Below are 25476 nucleotides of genomic sequence, written 5' to 3'. Positions count from 1 at the left end.
ACACATCCTAATGAAACCTGTTTTGTGAGGTTAGGTAGCAAAACAAGATTCATATAAACAAAAAGTTATGAAAAAGATATTCGTAGTAATCGCATTGAGTTCAGTAATGTTTGCTTGTAACAATAAAGCAAAAGAAGAAGCTGCTTTAAAACAGCAAGAGGCAGAAAAACAACTTGCCATAAAAGCAGTTAAAGATAGTTTACGTTTAGATAGTTTTAAAAAAGCCGAAACAGCTAAAGTAGAAGCTGAAAGAGAAGCTAAACATCAGGCAGAATTAGCAGAAGCTAGAAGAGCTGGTGCAGCATCATCTAAATCATCAAGTTCTTATGCGAGTTCAGGTGGTAGCAGTTCTAGTTCTTATGGTGGTACACAACCAACAGCTAAGAAAAAAGGCTGGAGTGATGGCGCAAAAGGTGCGGTAATTGGTGGTGCAGCCGGTGCAGTTGGTGGTGCTTTAATAGATAAGAAAAAAGGTAGAGGTGCTATTATTGGTGGTTTAGTTGGAGCTGGTGGCGGTTATTTAATCGGCAGAGGCGAAGATAAAAAATCAGGTAGAGTGCAATAATTTTAAAAATAATATTTACTTTAAAGCGGCTAATCATAGCCGCTTTTTTTATGCCTATACAATTTTAAATTTTAGCATCCCTTTCAAATGATAGAAAATACTAGCCTCAGTAAACAAAAAGTTCAACATTTCGTATTGTTTTGGTTGAAGCCACAGTTGACAACAACAGAAATTAATGACTTTGCTAATTTTTTCGAGAGTTTAAAGTCTATCAAATTGATTAAAAGCTTACACTATGGATTAGCGGCGAGCACACCCGCAAGATCAGTGACGGACAATTCGTTCACCTATTCATTAACAGTCACTTTTGATAGTATCGAAGATCATAACGCTTACCAGGAAGACGCGACTCACTTAGATGCAGTTGAGAAATTTTCTAAAAACTGGTATAGGGTAGTGGTTCATGATACTGTTGTCAATTCATAAATTGTATGAGTCGTGATCTATTGTTTTATATCTTCTGAGAGTTCTACATCCAGGCATCATAATGAAGGTTAAATCGACCGTAATCAAATAAAGGCTTTTTGATTATAATATCGAGTTATACTAATTATAATTTCTGATATCCCATTAATTTGGCAAAATAAACAATCGAAATATTATTCTGTTTAGTGTTTTAATTAATTAGTAACCAATTAATTATAAATACTTATCTAAACTCTAAATTTATATTGAGCATTTTTTAATAGTTAAAAATGGTAGAATAGTCAGAATATAATTTTGAATTCATAATTATTCTATTAATGACCAGGTAGTTACGGGTTAAAATTGATGCCTTTTATAAGCTAGAGTAAAATCAGTTCGCATAACTTTAAACCGATCTATCACCGATTCAATAAACTCTTCGTCTAAGATTTCAAATACATCATTAACGCCACCCCCACTTAAATCTAACTCTGCAACTTTATAGCTTTGCTCAAAAGTTCCTTGTTCAAATTTTACGATGTATTTTTGATTCATGGCAAAAATGCTAATCTTACATTCCGGATGTGGAAGTTCTGCGATTACTCTCATGTTTAAACGTTATTTATAGTTGTAATTGATAAGCCATTAAGCGTTCCGATGGTTTCGATAATTTCAAATCGGGCAAATAACTCTTCTGAGTACCATTGCCGCTCTCTAGTCAATTTGATTACGTCAGAATGGTCGTGGGATTTATAAGCATAATTTTTCATGGACTGTGCATCTGTCCAAATTGAAAACGTGGCCTGGTCTAAGAATGGATTTTCACCGACTCCGGCCGATAAGATAAAGCCGTCTGCTTTTCTCATTGCCGCTGCTGCTCTTTTGATGTTACTTCTAAAATCTTTAACCTTACTGAATTTAATAGCTGCTCGAGTAATTACGGCAATTCTATCAGTCGATTTTATCGAATTTTTATTGACAACAAAAGGTTGTTTTCCAGACCAAAAGCCATGTGAAGATAAAGGATTAAGTAATATAGTAAACTCTTCTGATCCAAATAAACGGAACCACTTTATCGGTAAAGATTTTTTATAAAAGGCGTCGCAATCGGCCCGGGTTTCCCAGTTTGTTAAGATTGCCCAATGTCTAAAGTCTGGGGGTAAATCGACTTGTGCATCTTTGCCGCTGCCCATTAATTTCCAAAATTTACATTTGTTGTTTAACCATAAAGGGATTCTTAAAATTGCCATTCCCAAAAATGCGAATGGTATTGCAATCCTATTAAATTTGGTAATGGTTAAGGCAACAATCATACTTAAGATTTATGTGCTTCAAAACTAATAAAATTAAGATTGTGCTTCATTCAATTTTTTGTCATTATCAATTAATTGTGTAAAAATCAACAAAAACCTAGTTAACTTTGGGTCATGGCAGAAGACTTAACTATCATCAAAACCGCTACGAAAGCTGAACAATATCAATCGTTAATTCCTCAAATCGAAGCTCTTCTCACGGGAGAAACAGATTTCGTGGCGAACATGGCGAATGTTTCGGCTGCATTAAAGGAACAGTTTAATTGGTTCTGGGTAGGGTTTTACCTGGTAAAGAACGATGAACTAGTTTTAGGCCCATTTCAAGGTCCTGTGGCCTGCACCAGAATCAAGAAAGGTAAAGGCGTATGTGGTTCATCATGGGAGAAAAATAAAACCATAATAGTACCTAACGTTGATGACTTTCCGGGGCACATTGCTTGTGCTTCGGCGTCAAAATCAGAAATTGTATTACCACTAATTCAAGGTGATGAGGTAATTGGTGTGCTGGATGTTGATAGTGAATTTTTAAGTCATTTTGATGAAACAGACCAATCTTATTTAGAGCAAGTTATATCCATTTTGTTAAATCAATAGTTTATTAAAATTGAAGCTACCTGCAGAATATTATCTCAGTGAAGATGTCATTAAATTAGCAAAAGATTTACTGGGTAAAGTCTTATTTACTAATATTAACGGTGATATTTCTGGAGGTATGATTGTAGAAACCGAAGCTTACTTCGGCATCAAAGATAAAGCCTCGCATGCTTATGGTGGCAGGAGAACGAACCGAACAGAAACAATGTATTCCAAGGGCGGCATCGCATATGTTTATTTATGTTATGGCATGCATAACCTTTTTAACATAGTAAGTGCCAACATTAACGATCCTCACGCAATCTTAATCAGGGCAATTGAGCCTTTAATAGGCAAGGAGATTATGGAAGAACGCCGCAATATGCCGTATACAAAGGCCGCCATATCTTCTGGTCCAGGCTCGGCTGCTAAGGCCCTCGGCATTGACCGTTCTTTCAATGCTAAATATTTAACCGGAGATGATGTTTGGATAGAAGATCATCACAATACTTTTCAAGACGATGAAATTGCAACAACGCCCAGGGTAGGCATTGCGTATGCTGAAGAACATGCTCTACTGCCACTACGATTCTTCGTTAAGGGCAATAAATATGTGAGCAAACCAAATAAGATCTAGCTTCACTCAAACATTTCATCCTTCCCGCTGTTTTCTTTCAAAGATCTAAAATCATGAAAAACGAAAAAAATATAGCGATATTAAAAGAGATGGCGGAAAGTGTTCGCACTTGTATGTTCACCACTTTTTCTGCTAACGATGAGCTTGGTAGCAGACCAATGGGAACCGCAAAGATTGAAGATGATGGGAGTATTTGGTTCTTTACGAACGAATATTCATTAAAATCTAAAGAAATTTCAAAGGAAAATAATGTGCTACTGGCTTATAGCGATCCGTCCAAAAACACTTATCTAACAGTAAAGGGACAAGCAGAGTTGGTTGATGATCAGGTGCGCAAAGAAGCATACTTTTCACCGTTTATTAAGGCATGGTTTCCAGACGGAGTGGAAGACCCTAGATTGATTCTTATAAAAGTTACACCAGCTGAAGCTGAGTATTGGGATTCATCATCTTCAAAAATTGTAGTGTTGTTTAGTATCTTGAAAGCTGCTGTAACGGGAGATACACCGGATTTAGGTAAGCACGACACCATTAAATTCTAATTTAAAGTACATCTATAGGAAGCAGGATTGGAAACAATACCTGCTTTTTTTGTATTATTGAGGCAATGAAATTAGAAAATACATTAGATTTTGCAACTGCTTTAGATGAGAAAGACCAGCTCAAAGAATTCAGAGCTCAATTTCTTTTTCCAAAATATAAAAATAAATATTTTATCTATCTGTGTGGCAATTCGTTAGGACTTCAACCTAAAATTGCTAAAGAGGTTTTAAACAATCAATTGGATAATTGGGCAAATTATGCGGTAGAAGGTTGGTTCGATGGTGAAGAACCTTGGATGTTCTATCATAAGGAGCTTAAACGGCTGATGGCACCAATTGTCGGCGCATCGCCAGCAGAGGTTTGTCCGATGAATACCCTTACTGTTAATCTACACTTGTTGATGGTCAGTTTTTATCAACCCAAAGGAAAAAGGTTTAAGATTATCATGGAAGGTGGAGCATTTCCCTCTGATCAGTACGCAATTGAAAGTCAGGTGAAATTTCATGGGTTCGATCCAAATGATGCAATTATCGAAGTATTCCCTCGAGAGGGAGAAGATACTCTTAGAACTGAAGATATATTGGCTAAGATTGCAGAAAATGGAAAAGAAATAGCTTTAGTGCTTTTCGGCGGAATAAACTATTACACCGGTCAATGGTATGATATGGAAGCCATTACTAAAACTGGGCATAAGGTTGGTGCAATAGTCGGTTGGGATTTAGCGCATGCTGCAGGTAATGTTCCTGTTAAACTTCATGATTGGGGAGTAGATTTTGCTTGTTGGTGTTCTTACAAATATCAAAACTCAGGTCCTGGTGGAATTAGCGGGATTTTTGTACATGAAAAACATTTTGCAAATGATAAGCTCGATCGGTTTGCAGGCTGGTGGGGTTATCAGGAAAGTAAGCGTTTTAAAATGGAAAAAGGCTTTGTCCCTGAAAACGGTGCAGATGGATGGCAAGTGAGTTGCACCCAGGTAATGCCTATGGCCTTATACCATGCATCGTTGCAAATATTTGAAAAGGCAGGTTATATTGATAGCCTTAGAAAGAAAAGTATAGATTTAACTAATTACTTAGAATACGTTATCAATGAGGTAAATAAGGAATTAAATGTAGATCAGTATAAAATCATTACGCCGAAGAATTCTGAAGATCGTGGTGCACAACTTTCCATCATTGCTAAGAATAATGGAAAGGAAGTTTTTGATGGATTAGTGGAGGCCGGTATTCTCGGCGACTGGCGTGAACCAAATGTTATACGCTTAAGTCCGATCCCCTTGTATAATTCCTACGAAGATATTTATTTAACAGGTAAGGCACTTATTGAAGTATCCAAAAAGGTGTTAAAAGCTATATAACTTATGATCCACTATAATCCGAAAGATTGGTTTACATTTATTTTTCACATTCATAACGGTGATACCTTTCGAAAGTTATGGCCCTTGATGATCAGCATGGCTATTTTTTCTGCTTTTGTAGCATTTCTTGAACTTAACATATTCAAACTTTCGAAAAGTGATTATGTAAGCAATATAGGAATGATGCACAGCTTGTTGGGTTTTGTAATTTCAATGCTTTTGGTATTTCGCACCAATACTTCTTATGACAGATGGTGGGAAGGAAGAAGACTCCTGGGTTCGTTAACAAACGTTAGTCGCAACTTTGCAATGAAAATTAAAGCCCTAAAGCTACCAGATGACGAAGTTAGATTTTTTGAATATGGTATTCCCAAATACGCTTTTGCATTAAAAGAACATCTTCGTGAGAAGAAATATTTTGGTAAAAATAGTTTCCTGATTGAGGTAGAGGAAAGCAAGCATATTCCAAATCAAATAGCAAGCAGTATGATCTCCCGACTGTATGACTTAACACGACAAGGTTTGATTACACAAGAGCAGCTGATTGTGCTTACTAATGATGTAAATCAATTCACTGATATATGCGGCGGTTGCGAACGTATCAAAAACACACCAATTCCGTTTTCTTATAGTGTTTTTATTAAAAAATTCATCTTTGTATACGTGCTCACCATTCCAATAGGTTGGGTTTTTAGTTTAGGATATTATTTGGTGTTAATCGTTCCTTTTATACTCTATGTATTAGCGAGTTTAGAGTTGATAGCTGAAGAAATAGAAGATCCATTTGGTTATGATCCTAATGATTTACCGGTAGATCAAATCTCAAATAATATCGAGAAACACGTTGAGGAGATTTTGAGTTGATGATTAAAGTAGCCTGGCACCCGCTATATGCTCACCCGCTACCGGAAGGTCACCGGTTTCCAATGCTTAAATACGAATTGATCCCCGAGCAACTGTTGCATGAAGGGACGATTGAAAAGGGTAATTTATTTTATCCAGGGAAGGTAGCAGAAGAGATCATTCTTCTATCACATGAAAAATCGTATTGGGAACAGCTTCGGGATTTAACGCTATCGGCAAAAGATCAAAGGAGGGTTGGTTTTCCATTAAATGCGCAATTGGTTGAACGAGAATTGCGTATTACACAAGGTACAATTGATGGAACCAGGTTTGCAATTGAAAATGGAATTGCCTTTAACGTAGCTGGTGGAACGCATCACGCAGGTAGTAATTGGGGCGAAGGTTTTTGCTTGTTAAATGATCAAGCTATTGCTGCTAACTATCTGATAACTAAAAAAGTAGTAAATCGTATCTTAATCATCGATTTAGATGTTCATCAGGGTAATGGCACCGCTGAAATTTTTCAGAATAACTCAAATGTCTTTACTTTCTCTATGCATGGAGATAAAAATTTTCCCTTCCGCAAAGAAATTTCAGATTTAGATGTACCTCTTGATGATAATATTGAAGACGACACCTATTTATCATTACTAGAAACGAATTTAAAGTTTGCTTTCGAGCGCTCAAAACCTGAATTTGTTTTTTATTTATCTGGAGTGGATGTACTTTCTACTGATAAATTAGGAAAGTTGTCATTAAGTAAAGTTGCTTGTAAAGAACGCGATAAAATGGTACTCATGACCTGTAAAAATAACAACCTCCCCTTACAGGTGAGTATGGGTGGCGGTTATTCTGCCGACATTAAAGATATTGTAGATGCGCATTGCAATACTTATCGTTTAGCTTTTGATTTATTTAGTTAAAGCAATATCCTTATCTTCGCCGAATGTTGGAGATTATTTATCAGGATGAACATTTGATTGCCATTAATAAACCTCACGGTTTGTTGGTGCATCAATCTTCAATTGCCAGAGATGCAACAGAATTTGCGCTGCAAATGCTGCGAGATCAGGTTGGGAAGCACGTTAGTCCTGTGCATCGACTTGATAGAAAAACAAGTGGTATTTTGTTGTTTGCGTTTGATAAGGAATCTGAAATCGCTATGCATCAACAATTTATGAATGCAGAAACTGAAAAAAAATATTTAGCTATTCTTAGGGGTTTCACGCCAGAAGCGATGAATATTGATTATCCTTTGGCTAAAGAGAATGGAACGATGCAAGATGCTTATACTTCATTTAGAACTCTATCACATGCTGAGATTAATGTTCCTCTCGGAAAACATTTAACTTCCAGGTATTCACTGGTAGAGGCTACTCCGAAAACAGGGCGAATGCACCAATTGAGAAGACATTTCAGTCATATTCTGCATCCGATAATAGGAGACAGAACCCACGGATGCAACAAGCAAAATAAGCTTTTTCTAGAACATTGGAACATGACAACCATGTTACTACATGCATCAGAATTGAGTTTTACCCATCCTAAAACATCAACAAAGATCCATTTAAAGGCCGATCTACACGAAGAATTTAAAAGAGTAATGAGTTTTATGAAAATGGAACTTTAACACAATTTTTATCCCGAAAAACTGTTTATAAATCATCTATGAATCAATACCTACGTTTAGCTTTCCCAATTTTAGCACTTTTTGCCAGCAGTTGTTCTTCAGTTTATATGCCCAATGTACCCAATACGCCCATGTTAAGTAAGCAAGGTGAATTTAGTGGTGGCGGGCACATTTCTCTAAAAGGTAATGCTAGTATTAACGGCGCTTATGCAGTTTCAAATCATATTGGAGTCCTTTTCAGTGGCTCAAGAATGAATAGTGAACGAAAATCAAAAGATTTCGGCCACAAGCTGATTGAAATAGGTGGCGGCTATTTCGATACCTTCGGGCCAGATAATAACCGAATTATCGAGATTTATGCAGGTGTTGGCAAGGGTTGGAGCGATATCACCTTTAGGGATTACAAGAACGATGTTTTAGTAAGCAGTGAATTGCAGGAAGTGGATTATAGGAAGTCGTTTCTTCAGGTTAATTATAGTTCAAAAAAGAAAAATAACTTCAGGTTATTTGGTAAAGACTTCCCGATTAATTATGGAACGGCCCTTCGAATAAGTCACGTTAAAATGGATCGATTCTTTTTGAATGGGGTAGTACAGCCTAAAGAAGATAATATTTTCTTCGAACCTATCTTTTTCACCAGAATGGGCTTAAACAAAAATATCCAATTACAATATACTACGAGCAGTAATTTCGGCTTAAAGAATAGAGATTACATGTCTGCAGGCAATTCTATTTTCACTATCGGTGTAGTGGTAAATGTTGGGGGTAAATAATGGTCCTGGTAGAATAAAAAAGATAAAGCTATTTTATCAAATCTTATGATCTTAGACATGAGGATTTTAACCAGCCAATTGCTTTGTTTTATTTTGAAATCTCCAAAACAATAGGATAGAAGCAGTTAGCAATCCGAAGGTTAATCCATACCATATTCCATTTACGCCCAGGCCAAAAGTAAAACCTAGCAAATAACCAACAGGTATGCCTACAACCCAATAGGCTAAAAATGTGATGAGTGTTGGCATATTAACATCGCCAATGCCTCGCAGTACACCCAACCCTACAACCTGTGTTCCATCAAATAGCTGAAAAAAGCCAGCAATAATAAGGAGTTGCCCAGCTATCGCCACAACTTTTAAATCGTTGGTATAAATAAAAGGCATCACCTGGTGTGCAGCCACAAAAATTATTGCTGTCAAGCTCATAAACAACAGAATAACATGATAACTGGCTATTGCAGATTTACGAAGATCGATGAAGTTCTTTTTACCAAAATTATTACCTGTTTTAATTGTCGCCGCCGATGCGATTCCACTCGCAATCATATAAGTCATTGCAGCAAGGCTAATTGCGATTTGATGAGCGGCCTGTTCAGTTGCGCCGATTGTGCCAATTAATATTGCAGCCCCGCTAAATGCGCTAATTTCGAACGAATATTGCATGGCCACGGGTGCACCAATTTTTATGATTTTAAGAGCGGTAATTTTATCAATAAAAGTAATTTTAAAATTGACCAAATACTTTTTGAAATTAGGAGATCTCAAAACGTAAATACCCATCACTATTGCCATTAAAAAACGATCGATAAAGGTGCTTAAACCTACACCGCTAACACCCATTGGCTTTAAGCCAAACATTCCCTTTACGAAAATGATACCCAAGGTGATGTTGAGCGCATTACCCCAGATAGAAACGTACATGGCTTGTTTGGTAAAGCCTAACCCCTCTGCAAATTGTTTAAACGTTTGGAAAATAAGTAATGGAATAATAGATATAGAAAGCCAGCCTAAGTAAGGCTTGGCATAAAAAACAACTTCCGGAGTTTGATTCAAATGATCGATGACAAGCAAAACGCCAAAATGAACCAATATATAAAGTATTATACCGACAATTATATTGATGATTAAGCTATTGGACAATAATTTCCCACACTCTTCATCATTTTTGCGACCATTTTCCTGAGCAATTAAGGGCGTTAAGCCATAAGATATTCCTAAGCCAATTACCATGATCAAAATAAAAATGCTATTTACCAATGATACAGCAGCAAGCTGGGTAGTATCAGTAAAGTGCCCAACAATAACACTATCTGCCATGTGTACCAACGTATGGCCAACTTGTGAACCCACAATTGGAAGGGCCAAATGGAGATTTTCCTTATAGTAAGGTTTGTATTTGGCGTAAATTTTAGAAAACATAAGTTTGCAAAGGTCGGCTTTTTAAACTTCAAAAAGAGATCTATAAGACGTTAATTTATATGATTTGCTCTGCGGTAACAGAGAAATTTAATAAGAGATAAGGTTGGAGGAGCAAATTGAAAGTTTCCGAATAGCTTTTATACCGCTACAAAATATTCTTCTTTTTCTGATGTGTAAGCTTTTATCACGTTCGTTAGTATCAGGCTCACTAGAATTTTCTGAGCCTTTCGATAAGAGCACCTCAAAAGTTTGCTAAATTCTTTTAATGTAATCCTGTCATGATCGGCTAAATACTGTAACAGGGCTTTTTCGTTATCAGAATAGGAAATGAGGATACCCTGATCTTTATGGTCGTTTTTTAAAACTTCGACAATTATTTTACTTGCCAAAACAGTTTTATCGTCTATGCGAATATAGGCCCACCATTTGTTCTGATCATCAAGGGCGTAATGTGGTTTGAGGTCACTCTCTGGAATATTTACAATCAAAACTAATTTATCATCAACGTAGATCTCTTCAAAGAAAGGTTCTATTGCTGGTTTGCAAAATTGATGAGCAGCAGTTAAAATCATATATTTCTCTTCTTCTTCTGATTTTACACCCTTGATGGTGCCATCATCGGCCACACCAATCAATAACTTTCCACCTTTATTATTAGCAAAAGCAACTAAGCTTTTAGCGATTTTTTCAGTGTTGGTAATTGTTTTTTTAAAATCGAGCATAACGCCCTCACCCTGTAGAATCAAACTTTTAATACTCGGCATGTCAACAATTAGTAAGCAACTCTTGGCGTTTCGCCTTGGTGCAGGTTTCTGATATAAACTTCATTCATCACGGTAGCACAAAGCTCTCCGTTTTTGTTTGTAATTTCCATAGGATAGGCTTTTACAAACTTCCCTATGGTTTTTAAAGCGTGTTCCGCCTCCGCAATCATTTCATCGTCAACACGAATTGTGAAATACAGATTGCTACGCCCGGGTTTTAGATATTGAATGGATGCACTTTTTAACCAGACTCTAACTTTAAAGCCCCTACGCTGCATTAATTGATCAAATAAAAGTGCATAAAATGGATCGGTTGCGGCATATATTGTTCCCCCAAAGATGGAACCATTATAGTTTTTATTTAAAAAGCTTTTACTCAACTTAACGGTACAGCTTCTAAAATCATTTTCAAATTTTTGAACCCAAATGCGCTGAAAAAATAAAGGGGGATAAAAGCGCATCACCCATTTCAAGGTATTTTGAGAAATAATCATACTTCCTAATATCAGAAAGATTTGGCAACTTTTAAAGTTTTACTGTGCATGTTTTGGTAATTATTAGGTAAATAAAGGCAGCACAAGTTTATGTTGATAGGGTGGATGCGGTTAAACAGTTTGATAGCGTTGTGTTCTTTAATTCTGCATAACAACGAAGTTCTTAAGCTTAAAACAAAGACGCTGTTTCACGACTTCTCCGCGTTTTAGTTAGATATCACTGCTATCTGGCACGAGATTTATGCTCCTAGTCATATACTTTTTCGGTTGAATAGCTTGTAAATCAGCCACATGAAATTACATCTAAGCATTTCTGAAGAAAAAAAATAAAACCAAATGATTTCAAGGTTGTTAAGATTACAGATAACATTAAAAAACTATGAAAAAAATAATTTTAAGTCTTGCTTTTGCTGGTACGATAATGATTGCCACATCAGCATGCAATTCATCTAAAAACATGGCTGGATCTTCAGACAGTACTACGATGGATTCTACAACAACAACAGCTCCAATGGATACAACCTCGACAACCACGCCGACGGATACATCCAAAACGATGCCACCAGATACGACAAAAAAAATGCCTCCTATGTAGGAGAATAAAAAGCCGCTCCAATAGAGCGGCTTTTATTTTTATAAACTATTTTATTTATTTGTGCTTATTTGTACTTTCAGCAGATAAACCAAATATTAAATGAAACCTGAATCAAAAGCCAACAATCGTAATGTAGTTTTTTTAGTTATTGTAGCTGCTCTTGGCTATTTTGTAGATATCTACGATCTTGTTTTATTTTCCGTTGTACGCGTTCAAAGTTTAACTGAAATTGGTGTTTCTGCAGAAAATATGCAGTCTGACGGTTTTTTGATTATTAACTCACAAATGTTCGGGCTGTTGCTTGGCGGAATACTATGGGGGGTTCTGGGAGATAAGCTAGGCAGAATTAAAGTTCTTTTTGGCTCAATACTTTTATATTCTTTAGCGAACATAGCCAATGGCTTTGTAACCACGGTTAATAGTTATGCAATCATTAGGTTTATTGCAGGTATAGGTCTGGCTGGAGAACTTGGCGCTGGCATTACCCTGGTAGCCGAGACGATGGATAAGGAAAAACGTGGGTATGGAACGATGATAGTTGGTGCGATTGGTTTACTTGGAGCGGCCGTAGCAGCAACAGTAGCTTCAAAATATACCTGGCAAACTTCTTATTTTGTTGGTGGTGGCATGGGTTTAATCCTCCTTCTACTGCGTGTTGGCACTTTCGAGTCCGGAATGTTTAAACATGCAGCCAATACAGATGTCTCTAAAGGAAACATCTTCATGCTCTTTAATAACAAAAAGCGGTTCTTAAAGTATTTGTATTGCATACTAATCGGTATTCCATTGTGGTTTGTTGTAGGCATATTGGTAACGCTGGCTCCCGAATTTGGCAAAGCTCTAGGCGCAACAGAACCATTAAAAGCCGGAACGGGGATAATGTTTACTTATTTCGGTATCGCCATTGGAGATGTAGTTACCGGATTACTCTCGCAGGCACTTAAGTCTCGAAAAAAGACTGTGTTTATTTTTCATTTATTATCAGTTATTAGCGTGGTAGTCTACTTAACTAGTTTTGGTTTAACCAGTAGCGCATTTATTTGGATCTGTTTATTTTTGGGTTTTTCAGTTGGATACTGGGCTACTTTTGTAACTATAGCTTCAGAACAATTTGGAACAAATATCAGAGCAACAGTAACCACTACCGCACCTAATTTTGTGCGTGGGGCACTTATTCCAATCACTTTTCTGTTTGAATTTTTAGCCAAAAGATACAGCTTAATCACTGCTGGATATTTGGTGATGGCTATCTTGACCATTATAGCAGTTTTTGGCTTAAGTCAGTTGAAAGAGAGTTTCAGCAAAGATTTGGATTACCTGGAAGAGTAAATCTTTAAAGTAGCCGATCGGAGCGCTTCTAATAGTTAATGTCAAGAAAATGTACTATCTAAACATAAATCCCTTTAGCTATTTCAATAGGGTTAAATTTGTGTGTATTTAATAATTCCACCATGTTTAAAGAAGAAGTAGCAGAACGTTATAAGCAAATACAGGATGAGATTTGTAGAGGTTTGGAAATTGCCGATGGCAAAGGGAAATTTGCAGAAGAGCTTTGGGAAAGAAATGGTGGGGGAGGTGGCCGCACCCGAATTATGCAAAATGGCGCTATTATCGAAAAAGGTGGTGTTAATTTTTCGGCCGTTTACGGAAAACTTCCTGAAGCAGTTAAAAAAGCCTTCCAAGTTACAGAAGATGATTTTTTTGCTACCGGGGTTTCAATCGTGATCCACCCAAATCATCCTTTAGTACCGATTATTCACATGAATATTCGCTATTTTGAGCTTAATGAAGAAACACGTTGGTTTGGTGGAGGGATAGATTTAACGCCTCATTATGTTTTCGAAAATGACGCCCGTTTTTTTCACCATAAACTAAAACAGGCCTGCGACGAGTTTAGCACGGATTTTTATCCAAAATTTAAAAATCATGCTGATGATTATTTCTTTATCAAACATCGAGAAGAAACACGCGGTATAGGTGGTATTTTTTACGATCGTTTAAAGCCAGAAAACACAAATTTATCATGGGATGAAATTTTGGATTTCTCTGCTAATGTGGGTGAAAATTTTTTGCCGATCTATACTGAATTAATTGATAGAAATCGGGACAAGGATTTTACAGAAGCACAGAAAAACTGGCAATATCAGCGTCGAAGCCGTTATGTTGAATTTAACCTGGTTTACGATTCGGGAACTAAATTCGGTTTAGAGACCAATGGTAGAATAGAATCGATACTGATGAGTTTGCCACCACAGGCTAACTGGGGTTACAATGTTCAACCCGAGGTAGATTCAGATGAATATAAAACACAGCAATTTCTAAAAAAGGGCATTCACTGGATTTAATTCGAATGCTATTTCACCACTTTTTTTTGATAGCTTTCCTTTAAGATAATATCGCTTGTTTATTATTATTCCTAAAAGTTGTAATGGTAATACTAGGTTAATACCTTCTTAATCTTCGGACTTTAATTTTGCCGCAGATTATATGAAACAACGACTCTTATTTGCATTGTGTTTTCCTTTATACGCTTTTGGCCAAAAAAATAATAATTCACCATCCAGTTATGAAATTCATGATATTAAAATAACCGGATATCTTCAAACTCAATATCAAAAAGCGCAATCTCCGGGAATGTCATCTTTTTCTGGTGGAGATTTCGATACCAATTCTGATAATCGTTTCATGATTCGAAGAGGGCGTCTAAAAATTGATAGGGTTGATAAATTTTCGAGTATCGTTTTCCAAATTGATGCAACCCAGACAGGGGTACAGCTAATGGACGCATTCATACAATTGCGTGAACCAACTTTTAAAACTTTAAAACTCACGGCCGGTTTATTTAATCGGCCTTTTGGTTACTCTATAGTTTATTCTTCAGGCTACCGCGATTTTCCCGAGCGGGCCAGAGTTTTCCAAACTTTGATGCCCCGCGAACGAGATTTGGGTGCTATGATTGGTTTTTATCCTCAAAAACGCAATACTACGTTAGCTTTTGAACTCGCTGTAGTAAATGGTAGCGGAAAAAATGCAACAGACTTTGATGGTAGAAAGGATTTAATAGCTAACCTTTCACTGAATATTGACAGCCTTGCTAACAAGAAAATCCAAATTGGCCTGGGTGTATCTGGTTATTTTGGTGCTGTTAGAAACAATACTAAAACTTCATATATAGATACCAAAAGCGGTTTTGAGCTTAGAAACTATGATGATGTAGGTAGTTATCTGGATAGAAATTACTTTGGTGCAAATTTGCAGCTAGGTTATGATAGTAATTTAGGCAAAACAACGCTAAAAGGCGAATATGTAGCAGGCTTACAGCCAGGTATTGCCGGCGATGGGAAAAAAGGCCCTAGTGCGAGTATGAGCTTTGGTACTCAACCCACCACTAACTTATATCAACGAAACTTTAACGGTTACTATATTTGGTTTACACATACCATTGCCAAAAGCAATTTAACTGCCTTAATTGCTTACGATGTTTATGATCCAAATACAAAAGTTAGTAATCAACAGATAGGGATCGCCAGCAACTTTACCAACGCAGGCGATGTGAAATATAACACGCTCGGCTACGGGCTGGCTTATCAAATTAATTCAAGGCTCAAAGTAACCCTATACAATGAACACATTAAAAACGAAATCACCAGTTTAAGTGATTTTAGTGATGATGTAAAAGACGACGTCCTCACTACGCGTCTTCAATATCGTTGGTAATAATTCAATTTCTCACAAATTAATCTAAAAAGTACATTAAAATAAACAGTATGCAAATTTGCTCTATTCAATCTTTTTTTGCCAATACAGATTTAACGGTCCCCTTAATTATTGTATTTGTATTATGCTTACTCGCCGTTGCCGGATTCGAGTTTGTAAACGGCTTTCATGATACAGCTAATGCTGTTGCAACCGTAATTTATACCAAAGCACTAAAACCAATGTACGCCATACCATGGTCGGGAATTTGGAATTTTCTTGGTGTATTTGCTGGCGGTATAGCTGTTGCTATGGGAATTTTAAAATTAGTTCCTCTCGATTCACTGATGGGACTACCAGTATCTATTGGTGCATGCTTCGTTTTAGCGGTACTTATATCATCAATAATATGGAATTTAGGTACTTGGTATTTTGGTATTCCATGTTCTAGTTCTCATACACTTATTGGCTCACTAATCGGAGCCGGGTTGGCATTTTCATGGTATTACGGCGGTAAGGGAGTTAATTGGGGAAAAGCCGAAGAAATCGGATTGTCACTCATTTTATCACCCATTATTGGTTTTGGTTTAGCCATATTACTGATGTATTTTTTAAAATATGTGGTCAGATATCCGGCGCTTTTTCAAATTCCTAAAGGCGAAAATGATCGTCCGCCGATGATGATTAGAATACTTTTGATTGTCACTTGTACGTTGGTAAGTTTTTTCCACGGCAGTAACGACGGGCAAAAAGGTGTTGGTTTATTGATGTTGATATTGATTGCATTTTTACCCGCCAAGTTTGCCGTGGATCATAGCATCCCTAATGATAAAGTTATTGCAACACTAAATAACACTGAAAATCTAATTGTCGCCATTGCCAAGACTAACCCTGCCAATACTGTAGAATTCACTGCTATTAGAGCCAATATTGCAGCTATAAAATCACATGTTGATATAAAAAACGAGAAAGATAAAGCCGCAACTTATAAGTTTAGAAAACAGATTGAAGGATTGGTCAAATCAATTAAAGGTGTTGTTGAAAATAAGGCAATAAAAAGTGATCAGAAATTAATTCAAGATTTAAAATCAGCTTCTGTTGACATAGAGAAATCAATTAATTTCGCACCGATTTGGGTAATTGCAATCATTTCTATATCATTAGGTTTAGGTACCATGATTGGCTGGAAACGTATAGCGGTAACCATTGGAGAGAAAATAGGAAATGAACACTTAAATTATGCGCAAGGCGCTTCAAGTGAAATTGTAGCCGCTTCAACCATTGGAATTAGTACAGTTTTAGGTTTGCCGGTAAGTACTACTCATGTTTTATCAAGCGGTATTGCAGGATCTATGGTGGCCTCTGGCGGTAAAAGTAATTTAAACAGCGGTACATTAAAAAGCATTGGGATGGCCTGGGTATTAACACTACCAGTATCAATCACGATTGCAGCATTGTTATTTGCACTTTTTCATCTTTTTGTCTAATCAAAAGGTTTTACTAAACCGTTATTTTAATTCATAAATAATATGAAACAAATATTAGTCGCTAGCGATTTCTCAAACAGCGCAAGTAATGCGCTTACCTATGCACTTTCTTTAGCCAGAGTTTTAAAGAAGGAAGTCGTTGCCATCAACGCTATTCACCCAACAGAAGGGATTAACAATAATACCTACAATGCTTTTTTTATAGAAACATATTATGATAAAAAAAGAGAAGCTTTAAAAGAATGGACCAATAATATTGTGCAATCCGGTGGCTTTGATGATGTTATTGTAAAATCAATTTGTGATGTTGGTTTTCTAAGAACAGTTTTAGAACGACATGCTAAAAATAATGCTGTAGCATTGTTGGTTATGGGTATCACAGGTTCAACTGGTATCTTAGGTATTGTAGGTAGTAATGCCAGTATGGTTATTGCCAAAATGCGAATTCCTACACTGATTATTCCATTGGATAGTGTTTTTCCACCATCACCGATTATTACTTTTGCAACCGATTATCAATCTAAATTAGGATCTAAAGATGTTAAAATCTTAAATAAGATCGTCAAAGAATCTGAAGCCGCAAAAATTCAAATACTATATATCGAAGAGACAAAAGAAGAAGAAACTTTTATCCAAAAGGGAGAGAAGAAGTTAAAAGGTATATTACCTAATTCTGATTTACTCTTTAATTATATAGAAGATGATGATGCGGCAGACGGCATTGTAGATTTTGTTGCAAAAAATGAGACAGATATTTTATGCTTGGTAAAACGACAACACAATATTATTTACAGATTATTTACCAGCAGCACTGTAAATAAAGTGGTTAACAAAGGTGTAAAAGCTGTTCTAGTTTTACACGAATAGTTTATTAAAAATATGTTTAGAAAGCAGTCAAATATATCTGACTGCTTTTTTTATGGTATTTTTTTTGTTCATCGCTATAATGATCATGCACAATCTAACACCTTAATATAATTGATTCACATTCAGTGTGATAAGTAAATGCTTTCCAGCAAAAATTGTCTGCCAGATATGGACATTTAGAAATATTAATATTTGTCTTATAATTAATATTATGTTAACTTGATAATGCTGAACATCCTACTCCTCTATGAATCTGATGAGGAAATTAAAGTTCTTGAAGTTTACGATTTAGTTCCTGCACTTTATCAGTTGCATTCTTTTTGGTGTAGATATCAACCAAAAGCTGAACCGTCTTTTTATCGTTAGGATTTATTTCATTAGCACGTTGCAAAGCAAACTGTGCTCGGTTAATTAAGTTATTATATTTTGCAGCTTTATCTGCCTCGTTCTTGCTTAATGTTTCATTTGCACTATTAATGTATGCTAAACTCATCTGATACAAAGCATCAAAATAATTTTGATCTGTATCAAGGGCTTTGTCGTAAGCTAAAATTGCCGTAGAATTGTTGCCGCCTATTTGTTGCAAATAACCGTAAAGAAAGTATAAAAGTTTATTTCCTTTTTCAACTTTCAAATTACCTTCAATAAGCGCTGCAGCTCTGGTGTAATTTTCGGTATCTAGTAAAAGATTGATGTAATCGTTGGTTAAATTTCTTTGAAAAGGATTTTTTACTAAACCATCTTCTAAAGTTTTAATGGCAGTTTCATTATCATATTTGCCTACATAAAGTTGCGCAAGTTTTTGAAACATGGCTGCATTTTGAATTCCGTTTTCTTTTGCTCTTTTGAAGTAATTGATAGCTTCATCATAATTCTGGATATTCAAAGCACAAATCCCGGTGTTTAACGCTAAGGTTGTGTCAGTAGGAAAAGCATCGCTTACTTCCTTCAAATCCGTATAGGCTTCGGTAAAATCATTGTTAAAAAAAGATGCATTAGCTTTCTCTTGTTTTTTAATTAAAATATTATGATGTGATGCCTTTATTAAGCCTGAATTGTCTTCATACTTATCCAAGCCCCTCGCCTGCTTGATGGCGCTATTGGCAGCATCGTAAAATTTATCAGCATTTGCTTTATCTGTGTCGATTAACGATGCGTAAGATGTGAGGTAAGATTTTATTGCCCAGGTTTCTGCCCAATTTTTTGTTTTATTGTCTTTTTCTGCAGATTCTATTGATTTCAATCCCTCAGTAATTATGGCCAATTGTTTTTTTTCGTCTTCTTTATTTGCAATTGAAGCCTGCAATTTTCCAACAGAATTCCTGGCGATTAATATTTGACTTTTCTGAGCTAAAGCATTAATTGAAGTGAAAATTAAGAATACTAATAATAACTTTGAACCGCTTTGCATAAGATAATTGTTGTATAATTATTGATTAAAAACTGCTAATGCTGTAAAAATAAACAAAAAAAAAGAGTCCCGATAAAATCGGGACTCTTTTTTAGAATTATGAGATCTTTATTGTTTCGGAAGCGCATCTAAACGTTTCTTGATATCCTCATAATTTTTGGTATCATTTCTAAATCCATAAATGGTTTTTAAGGTTTCTAAAGCACCAACATTTTTGGAATCAATTTCTAAAGCTTTTTTGTAATATGGTAACGACTTATCTAACAAACCGTTCATTTTAGCAGTTACCTCATTAAATTCTTTTACTTTTTTAGCATCAATTTTATTTCTATCATTTTGAAGTTTCAAGGCTTGAGAGAAATAAATGTTTCCTAATAAAACCTGATAGCTTGCATTATTTGGCTCTTTCGACGCTAAAGAATTTAACATTTGCTCAGATTTTGCTGCATCACCCCTATCAATATAGATTTGAGTTTCAGTTTTAATCAGCTCTACGTTTTCAGGATATTTGGCAGCTGCTTCTTTAATTATAGCTAAAGCGGCAGTGGTATCTTTTTGCTTACGTAAAGTAATGTCAACCAATTCGTTATACAAGTCTGATGATTGTGGCGAATTTAATGAAATTACTTTCTTAAATTGTTGAATTGTCGCAGGCCAGTTTTCAGTATTTCTTGCTGCAATACCAGCATTTAAATACATTGCTGTATCCTGTGGATTGATTTCTGTAGCTTGAACAAATTTAGTGTATGCAGTTTTATAATCTTTTTTGTTATAAGCCATCACGCCTGCATTTCTAACTGCATTAGCGATGTTGGTTTCTGCCAAAGCAAAATTGTCTTTCTCAGCACCTTTAGTATCGATCTTCTTACCTTCAACAATAGCATCTTGAGCTATCTTTAGATTAGCATCTGCGTTAGCAGCATCAACAGTATCGATAATCGCTGCAGATGAAGCAAATAAGGCACGGTAAGACCAAGCTTCCGGCATTATTTTAGACTTTTCGTCGGCTATCGCTTTATCTGTATGCGCTAAACCAGCCTTAATCGCTTCCATCTTTTTTGGTAGTGGCGTGCTAGCTCCCTGCGAGGTTAACTGGAAAATACCCCACTTCTTTTTTGCTTCGTTAACTTCGCTTTTCTGAGCAAATGCAGAGCTTACTGCTCCTGCTAAAATTATACCTAGAAATACTCTTTTCATAATATTTATTCTAATCTTTATTTAGTTAATTTTCTTCTTCCGTTTCTTCCTCTGAGTCTGTTTCATCTTCATCAGTTTCTTCAGCTTCGGTAGTATCTGGCTCTATTTCTTCACCGTCAGTAACCACTACATCAGCTAAATCAACTGTTTCTTCCTCATCTTCTTCGTGGTCGATTTTTGTTACAGATGCTATTTCATCATCACCTTTCAGTGAAATTAAACGAACACCTTGAGTAGCTCTACCCATCACCCTCAATGCAGAAACAGGAATTCTGATTACTATTCCAGATCTGTTGATAATCATTAAATCTTCGCTATCAGTAACGTCTTTAATTGATACTAATTGTCCTGTTTTTTCAGTAACGTTAATGGTTTTTACTCCTTTACCGCCACGGTTAGTTACACGATAATCTTCAATATCGGTCCGTTTTCCGTATCCTTTTTCTGATACTACTAACACCGTAACCTCTGGATTGTTTACAGCAATCATGCCAACAACTTCATCTTTGTCGTGAGCTAATCTAACACCGCGTACACCGGTTGCCGTTCTACCCATCGGACGAACAGTACTTTCGTTAAAGCGAATGGCTCTTCCTGAACGTAAAGCCATAACAATTTCGCTTTGTCCGTTGGTTAAACATGCTTCTAGTAAAACATCACCTTCGTTAATGTTTATTGCATTAATACCATTAACACGCGGACGAGAATATGCCTCAAGAGAAGTTTTCTTAATGGTACCTTTTTTAGTACACATGATGATGAAGTTATTCTCTAGGTATTCCTGATCTTTAAGGTTCTTAACTTTAATGTAAGCCTTAATTTTTTCATCTTTTGGAATATTGATGATGTTTTGAATGGCTCTTCCTTTACTGGTTCTTGAGCCTTCAGGAATTTCGTAAACCCTCAGCCAGAAACATCTTCCGGCTTCGGTAAAGAATAACATATAGTTGTGGTTGGTAGCGACCAGCATGTGCTCAATGAAATCTTCATTTCTAGAGGTACTGCCTTTTGATCCTTTTCCACCTCTACCCTGCGCTCTAAATTCGGTTGCTGGTGTACGTTTAACATAACCCTCATGAGAGATTGTAATCACTACTTCCTCATCATCGATGAAATCTTCCATGCTCATATCCTCCGCAGAGTGAACAATGGTCGTTTTACGTTCATCACCAAATTTCTGTTTTACTTCTTCTAATTCATCCTTGATAATTTGCATACGCAAACCTTCATCAGCTAAAATAGATTGCAAATATTCGATGGTTTTCATCAATTCCGCATACTCCTCTTTAATCTTATCACGTTCTAGTCCTGTTAAACGACGCAATGTCATATCCAGAATAGCACGGGCTTGAATATCGCTTAAGCCAAATTTCTCCATTAAACCTACACGGGCTTCTTCCGGAGTTTCTGATGCACGAATTAATTTAATTACTTCATCTAAATGGTCTAAAGCAATTAAATAACCTTCTAAGATATGGGCACGTTTTTCAGCTTCCGCTAGTTCATATCGCGTACGGCGAACAACAACATCATGGCGGTGATCTACAAAATGTACAATCAGGTCTTTCAGATTGAGCATCTGCGGACGACCTTTTACCAAAGCAATATTATTTACACTGAAAGATGTTTGTAAAGCGGTGTACTTATATAGATTGTTCAAAACAATCGATGCATTTGCATCGCGTTTTATCTCGTAAACGATCCGGATACCATCTTTGTTAGATTCATCTTTAATGTTTGAAATACCTTCCAATTTTTTCTCACCCACTAATTCAGCTGTCCGCTCAATCATTTGGGCCTTATTAACCTGGTAAGGAATTTCGGTAACAATAATTACTTCTCGGTCTCGAAGGTTCTCAATCTCAGCTTTAGCACGCATTACAATACGTCCACGACCGGTTTCAAAAGCCTCTTTAACACCAGTGTAGCCATAAATAATACCACCTGTCGGGAAATCTGGAGCTTTTACAAACTTCATTAATTCCTCAATGGTAATATCTCTGTTATCAATATAGTTTACAATACCTTCAATACATTCGGTTAAGTTATGTGGCGCCATGTTAGTGGCCATACCCACCGCAATACCACTAGATCCGTTAACCAAAAGGTTAGGGATTTTTGCTGGTAAAACTGTTGGCTCTTGTAACGTATCATCAAAGTTCAACTGAAAATCTACCGTATCTTTGTTGATATCAGCAAGCATTTCTTCGGCAATTTTTGAAAAACGTGCCTCCGTATAACGCATTGCCGCAGGTGAATCTCCATCGATGTGGCCAAAGTTTCCTTGTCCATCTACCATCGGATAACGTAAGCTCCAATCTTGAGCCATACGAACCATAGTAAAATATACAGATGCATCACCATGTGGGTGATACTTACCCAAAACCTCACCCACAATACGGGCAGATTTTTTATGTGGTTTATTACTGGTTACACCAAGATCGAGCATACCGTAAAGCACCCTGCGGTGAACCGGTTTTAATCCATCACGTACATCAGGCAAAGCCCTTGATACGATTACCGACATTGAATAGTCAATGTAGGCAGATTTCATCTGCTCCTCTATATTAATTTGGATGATTTTGTCGTTTTGTTGATTCTCTAAATCTTCTGCCATAAATTATTATTCTCGTTATCAAAAACGATATTTAAAAAAGCTATTGTTATAACCTTGCGAATTTAGCAAAAATATGCCGAAATAAGGCATTGTGGAAAAGTTTTGGCCGTTAGTTCGGCTCATCAAGTCATTAAATGTTTTTAATTCTTTTAAGCGTAGTTTAAATTGATTTGTCTTTGATTAAATCAATTGTATTATCTACAGATAATCTCAACAGCTCATTCATTTAACGTGCCCTGTAGGTTTTAACTTAATTTTAAGCGGAGATACTGCGTTCAAAATTATATTTTTGTGGCAAATCAATCTCGATATGGCCAAGGAAAGAAAATCTGCAATGAGTTTTATCATGATTACCTTACTCATTGATTTTACGGGTTTTGGAATAATTATTCCCGTTCTGCCAAAATTAATCCAGGATTTTACAGGCGGTGGCTATGGTCTAGCAGCAGAATATGGTGGATGGCTTACACTCGCATATGCTTCGGTACAGTTCATATCCTCTCCTATTATTGGGGCATTGAGTGATCGTTTTGGTAGAAGGCCAATTTTATTAAGTTCGTTATTCGGGTTAGGGATTGACTATATTTTTCTGGCCTTTGCACCATCAATTGTTTGGTTATTTGTTGGAAGAATTATCGCTGGGATCACCGGTGCGAGTTTTACCACTGCCCAAGCTTACATTGCAGACATCTCGTCACCTGAAAAAAGAGCTCAGAATTTTGGTTTGGTAGGTGCAGCTTTCGGCGTTGGCTTTATTCTGGGACCTGTTTTAGGTGGTATCTTTAGTCATTTTGGAACACGTGTTCCATTCATGATTGCGGCAGGTTTGTCGCTCATTAATTGGCTTTATGGATATTTCATCTTACCAGAATCGTTGCCAGTGGATAAAAGAAGGCCGTTTGAATGGAAAAGAGCGAACCCAGTTGGGTCTCTCATCAGCATTGGGAAATATCCGGCCTTACTCGGTTTGATGGTTACATTATTCCTGTTGTATTTTTCTAGTCATTCAGTTCAATCGAACTGGACATTTTATACGATGGAGAAATTTAATTGGGATGCCGCCTGGGTTGGCTACTCACTGGGCTTTGTTGGTCTTGTCATCGGTATTGTTCAGGGTGGCCTGATTCGAATTATCCTTCCGAAAATTGGTGAAAAGCGGGCAGTTTATATAGGTCTGTTACTTTACGTAGTCGGATTTACGGCTTTTGCATTCGCCTCTAAAGGTTGGATGATGTTTGCTTTTATGCTTCCGTACGGATTGGCAGGGATTGGCGGACCGGCAATGCAGGGAATTATTTCCAATCAGGTTGCGGGAAACGCTCAGGGAGAAATGCAAGGTGTTTTAACTGGATTACAAAGTTTGGCTGCCATTATAGCTCCGTGGGTGATGACCCATATTTTTGCTTATTTTATTGAAGGAAATGCTCCGGTATATTTTCCTGGTGCGCCATTCATTTTAAGTGCAGTGCTTACCCTAATTGGATTTTTCATTGCACTTCGGTCTTTACAGAAATATCATTAGTTACGAGCCTGTATCACTTTAAATTCGTTTACCACCATCACAACGTTATATATCAGCAGTACAACAGCTTCGATGTTAGCTACTTTTTCAAGCGCTTTGTTAAAGGCTGATGAAATGATTAGTCCGAGAATGATTAACACAATTGATATGAAAAACGATAATTTGATGGACCGATAGAGCATTGATAACCTGAAAACGGTCTTCTTTTTAAAAAGCACCGGATCTTTGATCAACTCAAAAATATTTCCGAACACGAAAAATAAAATCAAGATTACAGCGACACCCGAAACTGTGCCTTGGTTGAAATTAGGAATAACCAAATAGTCTTGATAAATAAAATAGGCAACAATGAGTATACAGGCGAGTGCCTTAAGCAGCTGCCAGTTTTTTCCTTTTGTGAGCCAAAATAACCAGGGTGCTTTCGTGGCTTCTGCCCCATCTTCAATCTTCATTTTTAATTCAGGCGATAAATTTACAAAGGGATTTATGATGGTGATAATCAAAATTAGAACGGTACTAACAAACTGGAAAATACCATCTGAGATCAAGATATGCACTTTCTCTTGATCTAAAACAGTTGGGGAGAAAAAGGATATTAGGATTAATAGAATAATCACAGAGTGAAAAAATAGCGGGTAATAGTTCTGAATTGGATTATTTTCTATTCCAGGATTTTCGGGGATAGTTAGTTTATTAGAATCACTATCAAGGTATCTATTTAACCACTGGATACCAAAAAAGAGAACGAAGATGGAGAACATT

Annotated in this window: 26 protein-coding genes; 17 read left to right on the top strand and 9 right to left on the bottom strand. The window is 36.5% G+C overall.

Features of this window, described 5'->3' with window-relative positions:
- The first annotated feature begins 67 nt into the window (after positions 1 to 67).
- Together ACZZZK_RS01200 and ACZZZK_RS01195 are read left to right on the top strand one after the other, a co-directional pair.
- The gene (locus ACZZZK_RS01200; protein WP_463482464.1) at positions 68 to 565 is read left to right on the top strand and encodes a YMGG-like glycine zipper-containing protein; all 498 of its coding nucleotides are present in this window, start codon (positions 68 to 70) and stop codon (positions 563 to 565) included.
- An 87-nt stretch (positions 566 to 652) separates the two neighbouring features.
- Positions 653 to 991: a Dabb family protein gene (locus ACZZZK_RS01195; RefSeq protein ID WP_463482463.1), complete on the top strand. Its 339-nt coding sequence runs from the start codon at positions 653 to 655 to the stop codon at positions 989 to 991.
- A 336-nt stretch (positions 992 to 1327) separates the two neighbouring features.
- Here the strand turns inward: ACZZZK_RS01195 and ACZZZK_RS01190 are convergent, their stop codons facing one another.
- Together ACZZZK_RS01190 and ACZZZK_RS01185 are read right to left on the bottom strand one after the other, a co-directional pair.
- The gene (locus ACZZZK_RS01190) at positions 1328 to 1579 is read right to left on the bottom strand and encodes a hypothetical protein (protein WP_463482462.1); all 252 of its coding nucleotides are present in this window, start codon (positions 1577 to 1579) and stop codon (positions 1328 to 1330) included.
- A 2-nt stretch (positions 1580 to 1581) separates the two neighbouring features.
- Positions 1582 to 2283, bottom strand: a complete 702-nt coding sequence (locus ACZZZK_RS01185; RefSeq protein WP_463482461.1) for a DUF3291 domain-containing protein — start codon at positions 2281 to 2283, stop codon at positions 1582 to 1584.
- A gap of 114 nt (positions 2284 to 2397) precedes the next feature.
- Here ACZZZK_RS01185 and ACZZZK_RS01180 point away from each other — a divergent pair, with 114 nt between their 5' ends.
- The 8 genes from ACZZZK_RS01180 (at position 2398) to ACZZZK_RS01145 (ending at position 8642) form a co-directional block, all read left to right on the top strand.
- Positions 2398 to 2877 carry a GAF domain-containing protein gene (locus ACZZZK_RS01180; RefSeq protein WP_463482460.1) on the top strand — a complete coding sequence of 160 codons (480 nt, stop codon included), beginning with the start codon at positions 2398 to 2400 and terminating at the stop codon, positions 2875 to 2877.
- Between the two features lie 10 nt (positions 2878 to 2887).
- Positions 2888 to 3493 carry a DNA-3-methyladenine glycosylase gene (locus ACZZZK_RS01175; protein ID WP_463482459.1) on the top strand — a complete coding sequence of 202 codons (606 nt, stop codon included), beginning with the start codon at positions 2888 to 2890 and terminating at the stop codon, positions 3491 to 3493.
- A 53-nt stretch (positions 3494 to 3546) separates the two neighbouring features.
- On the top strand, positions 3547 to 4035 hold the full coding sequence (locus ACZZZK_RS01170) for a pyridoxamine 5'-phosphate oxidase family protein (RefSeq protein WP_463482458.1): 489 nt from the start codon (positions 3547 to 3549) through the stop codon (positions 4033 to 4035).
- A 65-nt stretch (positions 4036 to 4100) separates the two neighbouring features.
- Positions 4101 to 5396 carry a kynureninase gene (kynU, locus tag ACZZZK_RS01165; RefSeq protein WP_463482457.1) on the top strand — a complete coding sequence of 432 codons (1296 nt, stop codon included), beginning with the start codon at positions 4101 to 4103 and terminating at the stop codon, positions 5394 to 5396.
- Positions 5397 to 5399: 3 nt separating this feature from the next.
- On the top strand, positions 5400 to 6260 hold the full coding sequence (locus ACZZZK_RS01160; RefSeq protein ID WP_463482456.1) for a bestrophin family protein: 861 nt from the start codon (positions 5400 to 5402) through the stop codon (positions 6258 to 6260).
- Positions 6260 to 7162 (top strand): histone deacetylase family protein, encoded by a 903-nt coding sequence (locus ACZZZK_RS01155; RefSeq protein WP_463482455.1) that lies wholly within the window; start codon positions 6260 to 6262, stop codon positions 7160 to 7162. Before ACZZZK_RS01160 ends, ACZZZK_RS01155 begins: the two co-directional genes overlap by 1 nt.
- A 23-nt stretch (positions 7163 to 7185) precedes the next feature.
- Entirely contained in the window at positions 7186 to 7869 is a 684-nt protein-coding gene (locus ACZZZK_RS01150; protein ID WP_463482454.1) for a pseudouridine synthase, read from the top strand.
- 38 nt (positions 7870 to 7907) lie between these two features.
- A complete protein-coding gene (locus ACZZZK_RS01145) occupies positions 7908 to 8642 on the top strand; it encodes a hypothetical protein (protein ID WP_463482453.1) in 735 nt (244 codons plus the stop codon).
- Positions 8643 to 8708: 66 nt separating this feature from the next.
- Here the strand turns inward: ACZZZK_RS01145 and ACZZZK_RS01140 are convergent, their stop codons facing one another.
- The 3 genes from ACZZZK_RS01140 to ACZZZK_RS01130 form a co-directional block, all read right to left on the bottom strand.
- Positions 8709 to 10064: an MATE family efflux transporter gene (locus ACZZZK_RS01140; RefSeq protein ID WP_463482452.1), complete on the bottom strand. Its 1356-nt coding sequence runs from the start codon at positions 10062 to 10064 to the stop codon at positions 8709 to 8711.
- Positions 10065 to 10201: 137 nt separating this feature from the next.
- Positions 10202 to 10828, bottom strand: coding sequence for an RNA-binding domain-containing protein (locus ACZZZK_RS01135; protein WP_463482451.1), 627 nt, complete (start codon positions 10826 to 10828; stop codon positions 10202 to 10204).
- Between the two features lie 8 nt (positions 10829 to 10836).
- On the bottom strand, positions 10837 to 11322 hold the full coding sequence (locus tag ACZZZK_RS01130; RefSeq protein ID WP_265798851.1) for a PaaI family thioesterase: 486 nt from the start codon (positions 11320 to 11322) through the stop codon (positions 10837 to 10839).
- 379 nt (positions 11323 to 11701) lie between these two features.
- Between ACZZZK_RS01130 and ACZZZK_RS01125 the strand changes: the two genes are divergently transcribed.
- From ACZZZK_RS01125 to ACZZZK_RS01100, 6 genes are all read left to right on the top strand, one after another.
- Positions 11702 to 11917 (top strand): coproporphyrinogen III oxidase, encoded by a 216-nt coding sequence (locus tag ACZZZK_RS01125; protein ID WP_463482450.1) that lies wholly within the window; start codon positions 11702 to 11704, stop codon positions 11915 to 11917.
- A gap of 99 nt (positions 11918 to 12016) precedes the next feature.
- Positions 12017 to 13246 (top strand): MFS transporter, encoded by a 1230-nt coding sequence (locus ACZZZK_RS01120; protein WP_463482449.1) that lies wholly within the window; start codon positions 12017 to 12019, stop codon positions 13244 to 13246.
- A 122-nt stretch (positions 13247 to 13368) separates the two neighbouring features.
- Complete coding sequence (hemF, locus tag ACZZZK_RS01115; RefSeq protein ID WP_463482448.1) at positions 13369 to 14262, top strand: oxygen-dependent coproporphyrinogen oxidase; 894 nt, start codon at positions 13369 to 13371, stop codon at positions 14260 to 14262.
- Positions 14263 to 14404: 142 nt separating this feature from the next.
- Positions 14405 to 15634: a porin gene (locus tag ACZZZK_RS01110; RefSeq protein WP_463482447.1), complete on the top strand. Its 1230-nt coding sequence runs from the start codon at positions 14405 to 14407 to the stop codon at positions 15632 to 15634.
- A gap of 50 nt (positions 15635 to 15684) precedes the next feature.
- A complete protein-coding gene (locus tag ACZZZK_RS01105; protein ID WP_463482446.1) occupies positions 15685 to 17100 on the top strand; it encodes an inorganic phosphate transporter in 1416 nt (471 codons plus the stop codon).
- A gap of 42 nt (positions 17101 to 17142) precedes the next feature.
- Positions 17143 to 17967, top strand: a complete 825-nt coding sequence (locus ACZZZK_RS01100) for a universal stress protein (protein ID WP_463482445.1) — start codon at positions 17143 to 17145, stop codon at positions 17965 to 17967.
- A 265-nt stretch (positions 17968 to 18232) separates the two neighbouring features.
- On the opposite strand, the gene ACZZZK_RS01095 is transcribed toward ACZZZK_RS01100, so the two are convergent.
- The 3 genes from ACZZZK_RS01095 to gyrA all read right to left on the bottom strand — a co-directional run bounded on the left by ACZZZK_RS01095 (position 18233) and on the right by gyrA (position 23192).
- Positions 18233 to 19378 carry a tetratricopeptide repeat protein gene (locus tag ACZZZK_RS01095; protein ID WP_463482444.1) on the bottom strand — a complete coding sequence of 382 codons (1146 nt, stop codon included), beginning with the start codon at positions 19376 to 19378 and terminating at the stop codon, positions 18233 to 18235.
- A 108-nt stretch (positions 19379 to 19486) separates the two neighbouring features.
- Positions 19487 to 20575 carry a tetratricopeptide repeat protein gene (locus ACZZZK_RS01090; protein ID WP_463482443.1) on the bottom strand — a complete coding sequence of 363 codons (1089 nt, stop codon included), beginning with the start codon at positions 20573 to 20575 and terminating at the stop codon, positions 19487 to 19489.
- A gap of 25 nt (positions 20576 to 20600) precedes the next feature.
- Positions 20601 to 23192 (bottom strand): DNA gyrase subunit A, encoded by a 2592-nt coding sequence (gyrA, locus tag ACZZZK_RS01085; protein WP_463482442.1) that lies wholly within the window; start codon positions 23190 to 23192, stop codon positions 20601 to 20603.
- 310 nt (positions 23193 to 23502) lie between these two features.
- Between gyrA and ACZZZK_RS01080 the strand changes: the two genes are divergently transcribed.
- Positions 23503 to 24714, top strand: a complete 1212-nt coding sequence (locus ACZZZK_RS01080) for a TCR/Tet family MFS transporter (RefSeq protein ID WP_265798845.1) — start codon at positions 23503 to 23505, stop codon at positions 24712 to 24714.
- Here the strand turns inward: ACZZZK_RS01080 and ACZZZK_RS01075 are convergent.
- Complete coding sequence (locus ACZZZK_RS01075) at positions 24711 to 25475, bottom strand: hypothetical protein (protein ID WP_463482441.1); 765 nt, start codon at positions 25473 to 25475, stop codon at positions 24711 to 24713. The two genes, ACZZZK_RS01080 and ACZZZK_RS01075, sit on opposite strands and share 4 nt — an antisense overlap.
- Between the last annotated feature and the right edge of the window lies 1 nt (position 25476).

The organism is Pedobacter sp. AC163, assembly GCF_979258665.1.
The sequence above is the reverse complement of the archived record's forward strand: the minus strand, read 5'-3'. Positions and strand labels throughout refer to the sequence as shown.

Bases quoted from the DNA above. Each gene is read 5' to 3' on its own strand.
- ACZZZK_RS01090 (WP_463482443.1), bottom strand. From the start codon at position 20,575: ATGAAAAGAGTATTTCTAGGTATAATTTTAGCAGGAGCAGTAAGCTCT.
- ACZZZK_RS01125 (WP_463482450.1), top strand. From the start codon at position 11,702: ATGAAAAAAATAATTTTAAGTCTTGCTTTTGCTGGTACGATAATGATT.
- ACZZZK_RS01170 (WP_463482458.1), top strand. From the start codon at position 3,547: ATGAAAAACGAAAAAAATATAGCGATATTAAAAGAGATGGCGGAAAGT.
- ACZZZK_RS01105 (WP_463482446.1), top strand. From the start codon at position 15,685: ATGCAAATTTGCTCTATTCAATCTTTTTTTGCCAATACAGATTTAACG.
- ACZZZK_RS01150 (WP_463482454.1), top strand. From the start codon at position 7,186: ATGTTGGAGATTATTTATCAGGATGAACATTTGATTGCCATTAATAAA.
- ACZZZK_RS01120 (WP_463482449.1), top strand. From the start codon at position 12,017: ATGAAACCTGAATCAAAAGCCAACAATCGTAATGTAGTTTTTTTAGTT.
- ACZZZK_RS01185 (WP_463482461.1), bottom strand. From the start codon at position 2,283: ATGATTGTTGCCTTAACCATTACCAAATTTAATAGGATTGCAATACCA.
- ACZZZK_RS01110 (WP_463482447.1), top strand. From the start codon at position 14,405: ATGAAACAACGACTCTTATTTGCATTGTGTTTTCCTTTATACGCTTTT.
- ACZZZK_RS01190 (WP_463482462.1), bottom strand. From the start codon at position 1,579: ATGAGAGTAATCGCAGAACTTCCACATCCGGAATGTAAGATTAGCATT.
- ACZZZK_RS01160 (WP_463482456.1), top strand. From the start codon at position 5,400: ATGATCCACTATAATCCGAAAGATTGGTTTACATTTATTTTTCACATT.
- ACZZZK_RS01095 (WP_463482444.1), bottom strand. From the start codon at position 19,378: ATGCAAAGCGGTTCAAAGTTATTATTAGTATTCTTAATTTTCACTTCA.
- ACZZZK_RS01075 (WP_463482441.1), bottom strand. From the start codon at position 25,475: ATGTTCTCCATCTTCGTTCTCTTTTTTGGTATCCAGTGGTTAAATAGA.
- ACZZZK_RS01155 (WP_463482455.1), top strand. From the start codon at position 6,260: ATGATTAAAGTAGCCTGGCACCCGCTATATGCTCACCCGCTACCGGAA.
- hemF (WP_463482448.1), top strand. From the start codon at position 13,369: ATGTTTAAAGAAGAAGTAGCAGAACGTTATAAGCAAATACAGGATGAG.
- kynU (WP_463482457.1), top strand. From the start codon at position 4,101: ATGAAATTAGAAAATACATTAGATTTTGCAACTGCTTTAGATGAGAAA.
- ACZZZK_RS01200 (WP_463482464.1), top strand. From the start codon at position 68: ATGAAAAAGATATTCGTAGTAATCGCATTGAGTTCAGTAATGTTTGCT.
- ACZZZK_RS01180 (WP_463482460.1), top strand. From the start codon at position 2,398: ATGGCAGAAGACTTAACTATCATCAAAACCGCTACGAAAGCTGAACAA.
- ACZZZK_RS01100 (WP_463482445.1), top strand. From the start codon at position 17,143: ATGAAACAAATATTAGTCGCTAGCGATTTCTCAAACAGCGCAAGTAAT.
- ACZZZK_RS01140 (WP_463482452.1), bottom strand. From the start codon at position 10,064: ATGTTTTCTAAAATTTACGCCAAATACAAACCTTACTATAAGGAAAAT.
- ACZZZK_RS01130 (WP_265798851.1), bottom strand. From the start codon at position 11,322: ATGATTATTTCTCAAAATACCTTGAAATGGGTGATGCGCTTTTATCCC.
- ACZZZK_RS01145 (WP_463482453.1), top strand. From the start codon at position 7,908: ATGAATCAATACCTACGTTTAGCTTTCCCAATTTTAGCACTTTTTGCC.
- ACZZZK_RS01080 (WP_265798845.1), top strand. From the start codon at position 23,503: ATGGCCAAGGAAAGAAAATCTGCAATGAGTTTTATCATGATTACCTTA.
- gyrA (WP_463482442.1), bottom strand. From the start codon at position 23,192: ATGGCAGAAGATTTAGAGAATCAACAAAACGACAAAATCATCCAAATT.
- ACZZZK_RS01135 (WP_463482451.1), bottom strand. From the start codon at position 10,828: ATGCCGAGTATTAAAAGTTTGATTCTACAGGGTGAGGGCGTTATGCTC.
- ACZZZK_RS01195 (WP_463482463.1), top strand. From the start codon at position 653: ATGATAGAAAATACTAGCCTCAGTAAACAAAAAGTTCAACATTTCGTA.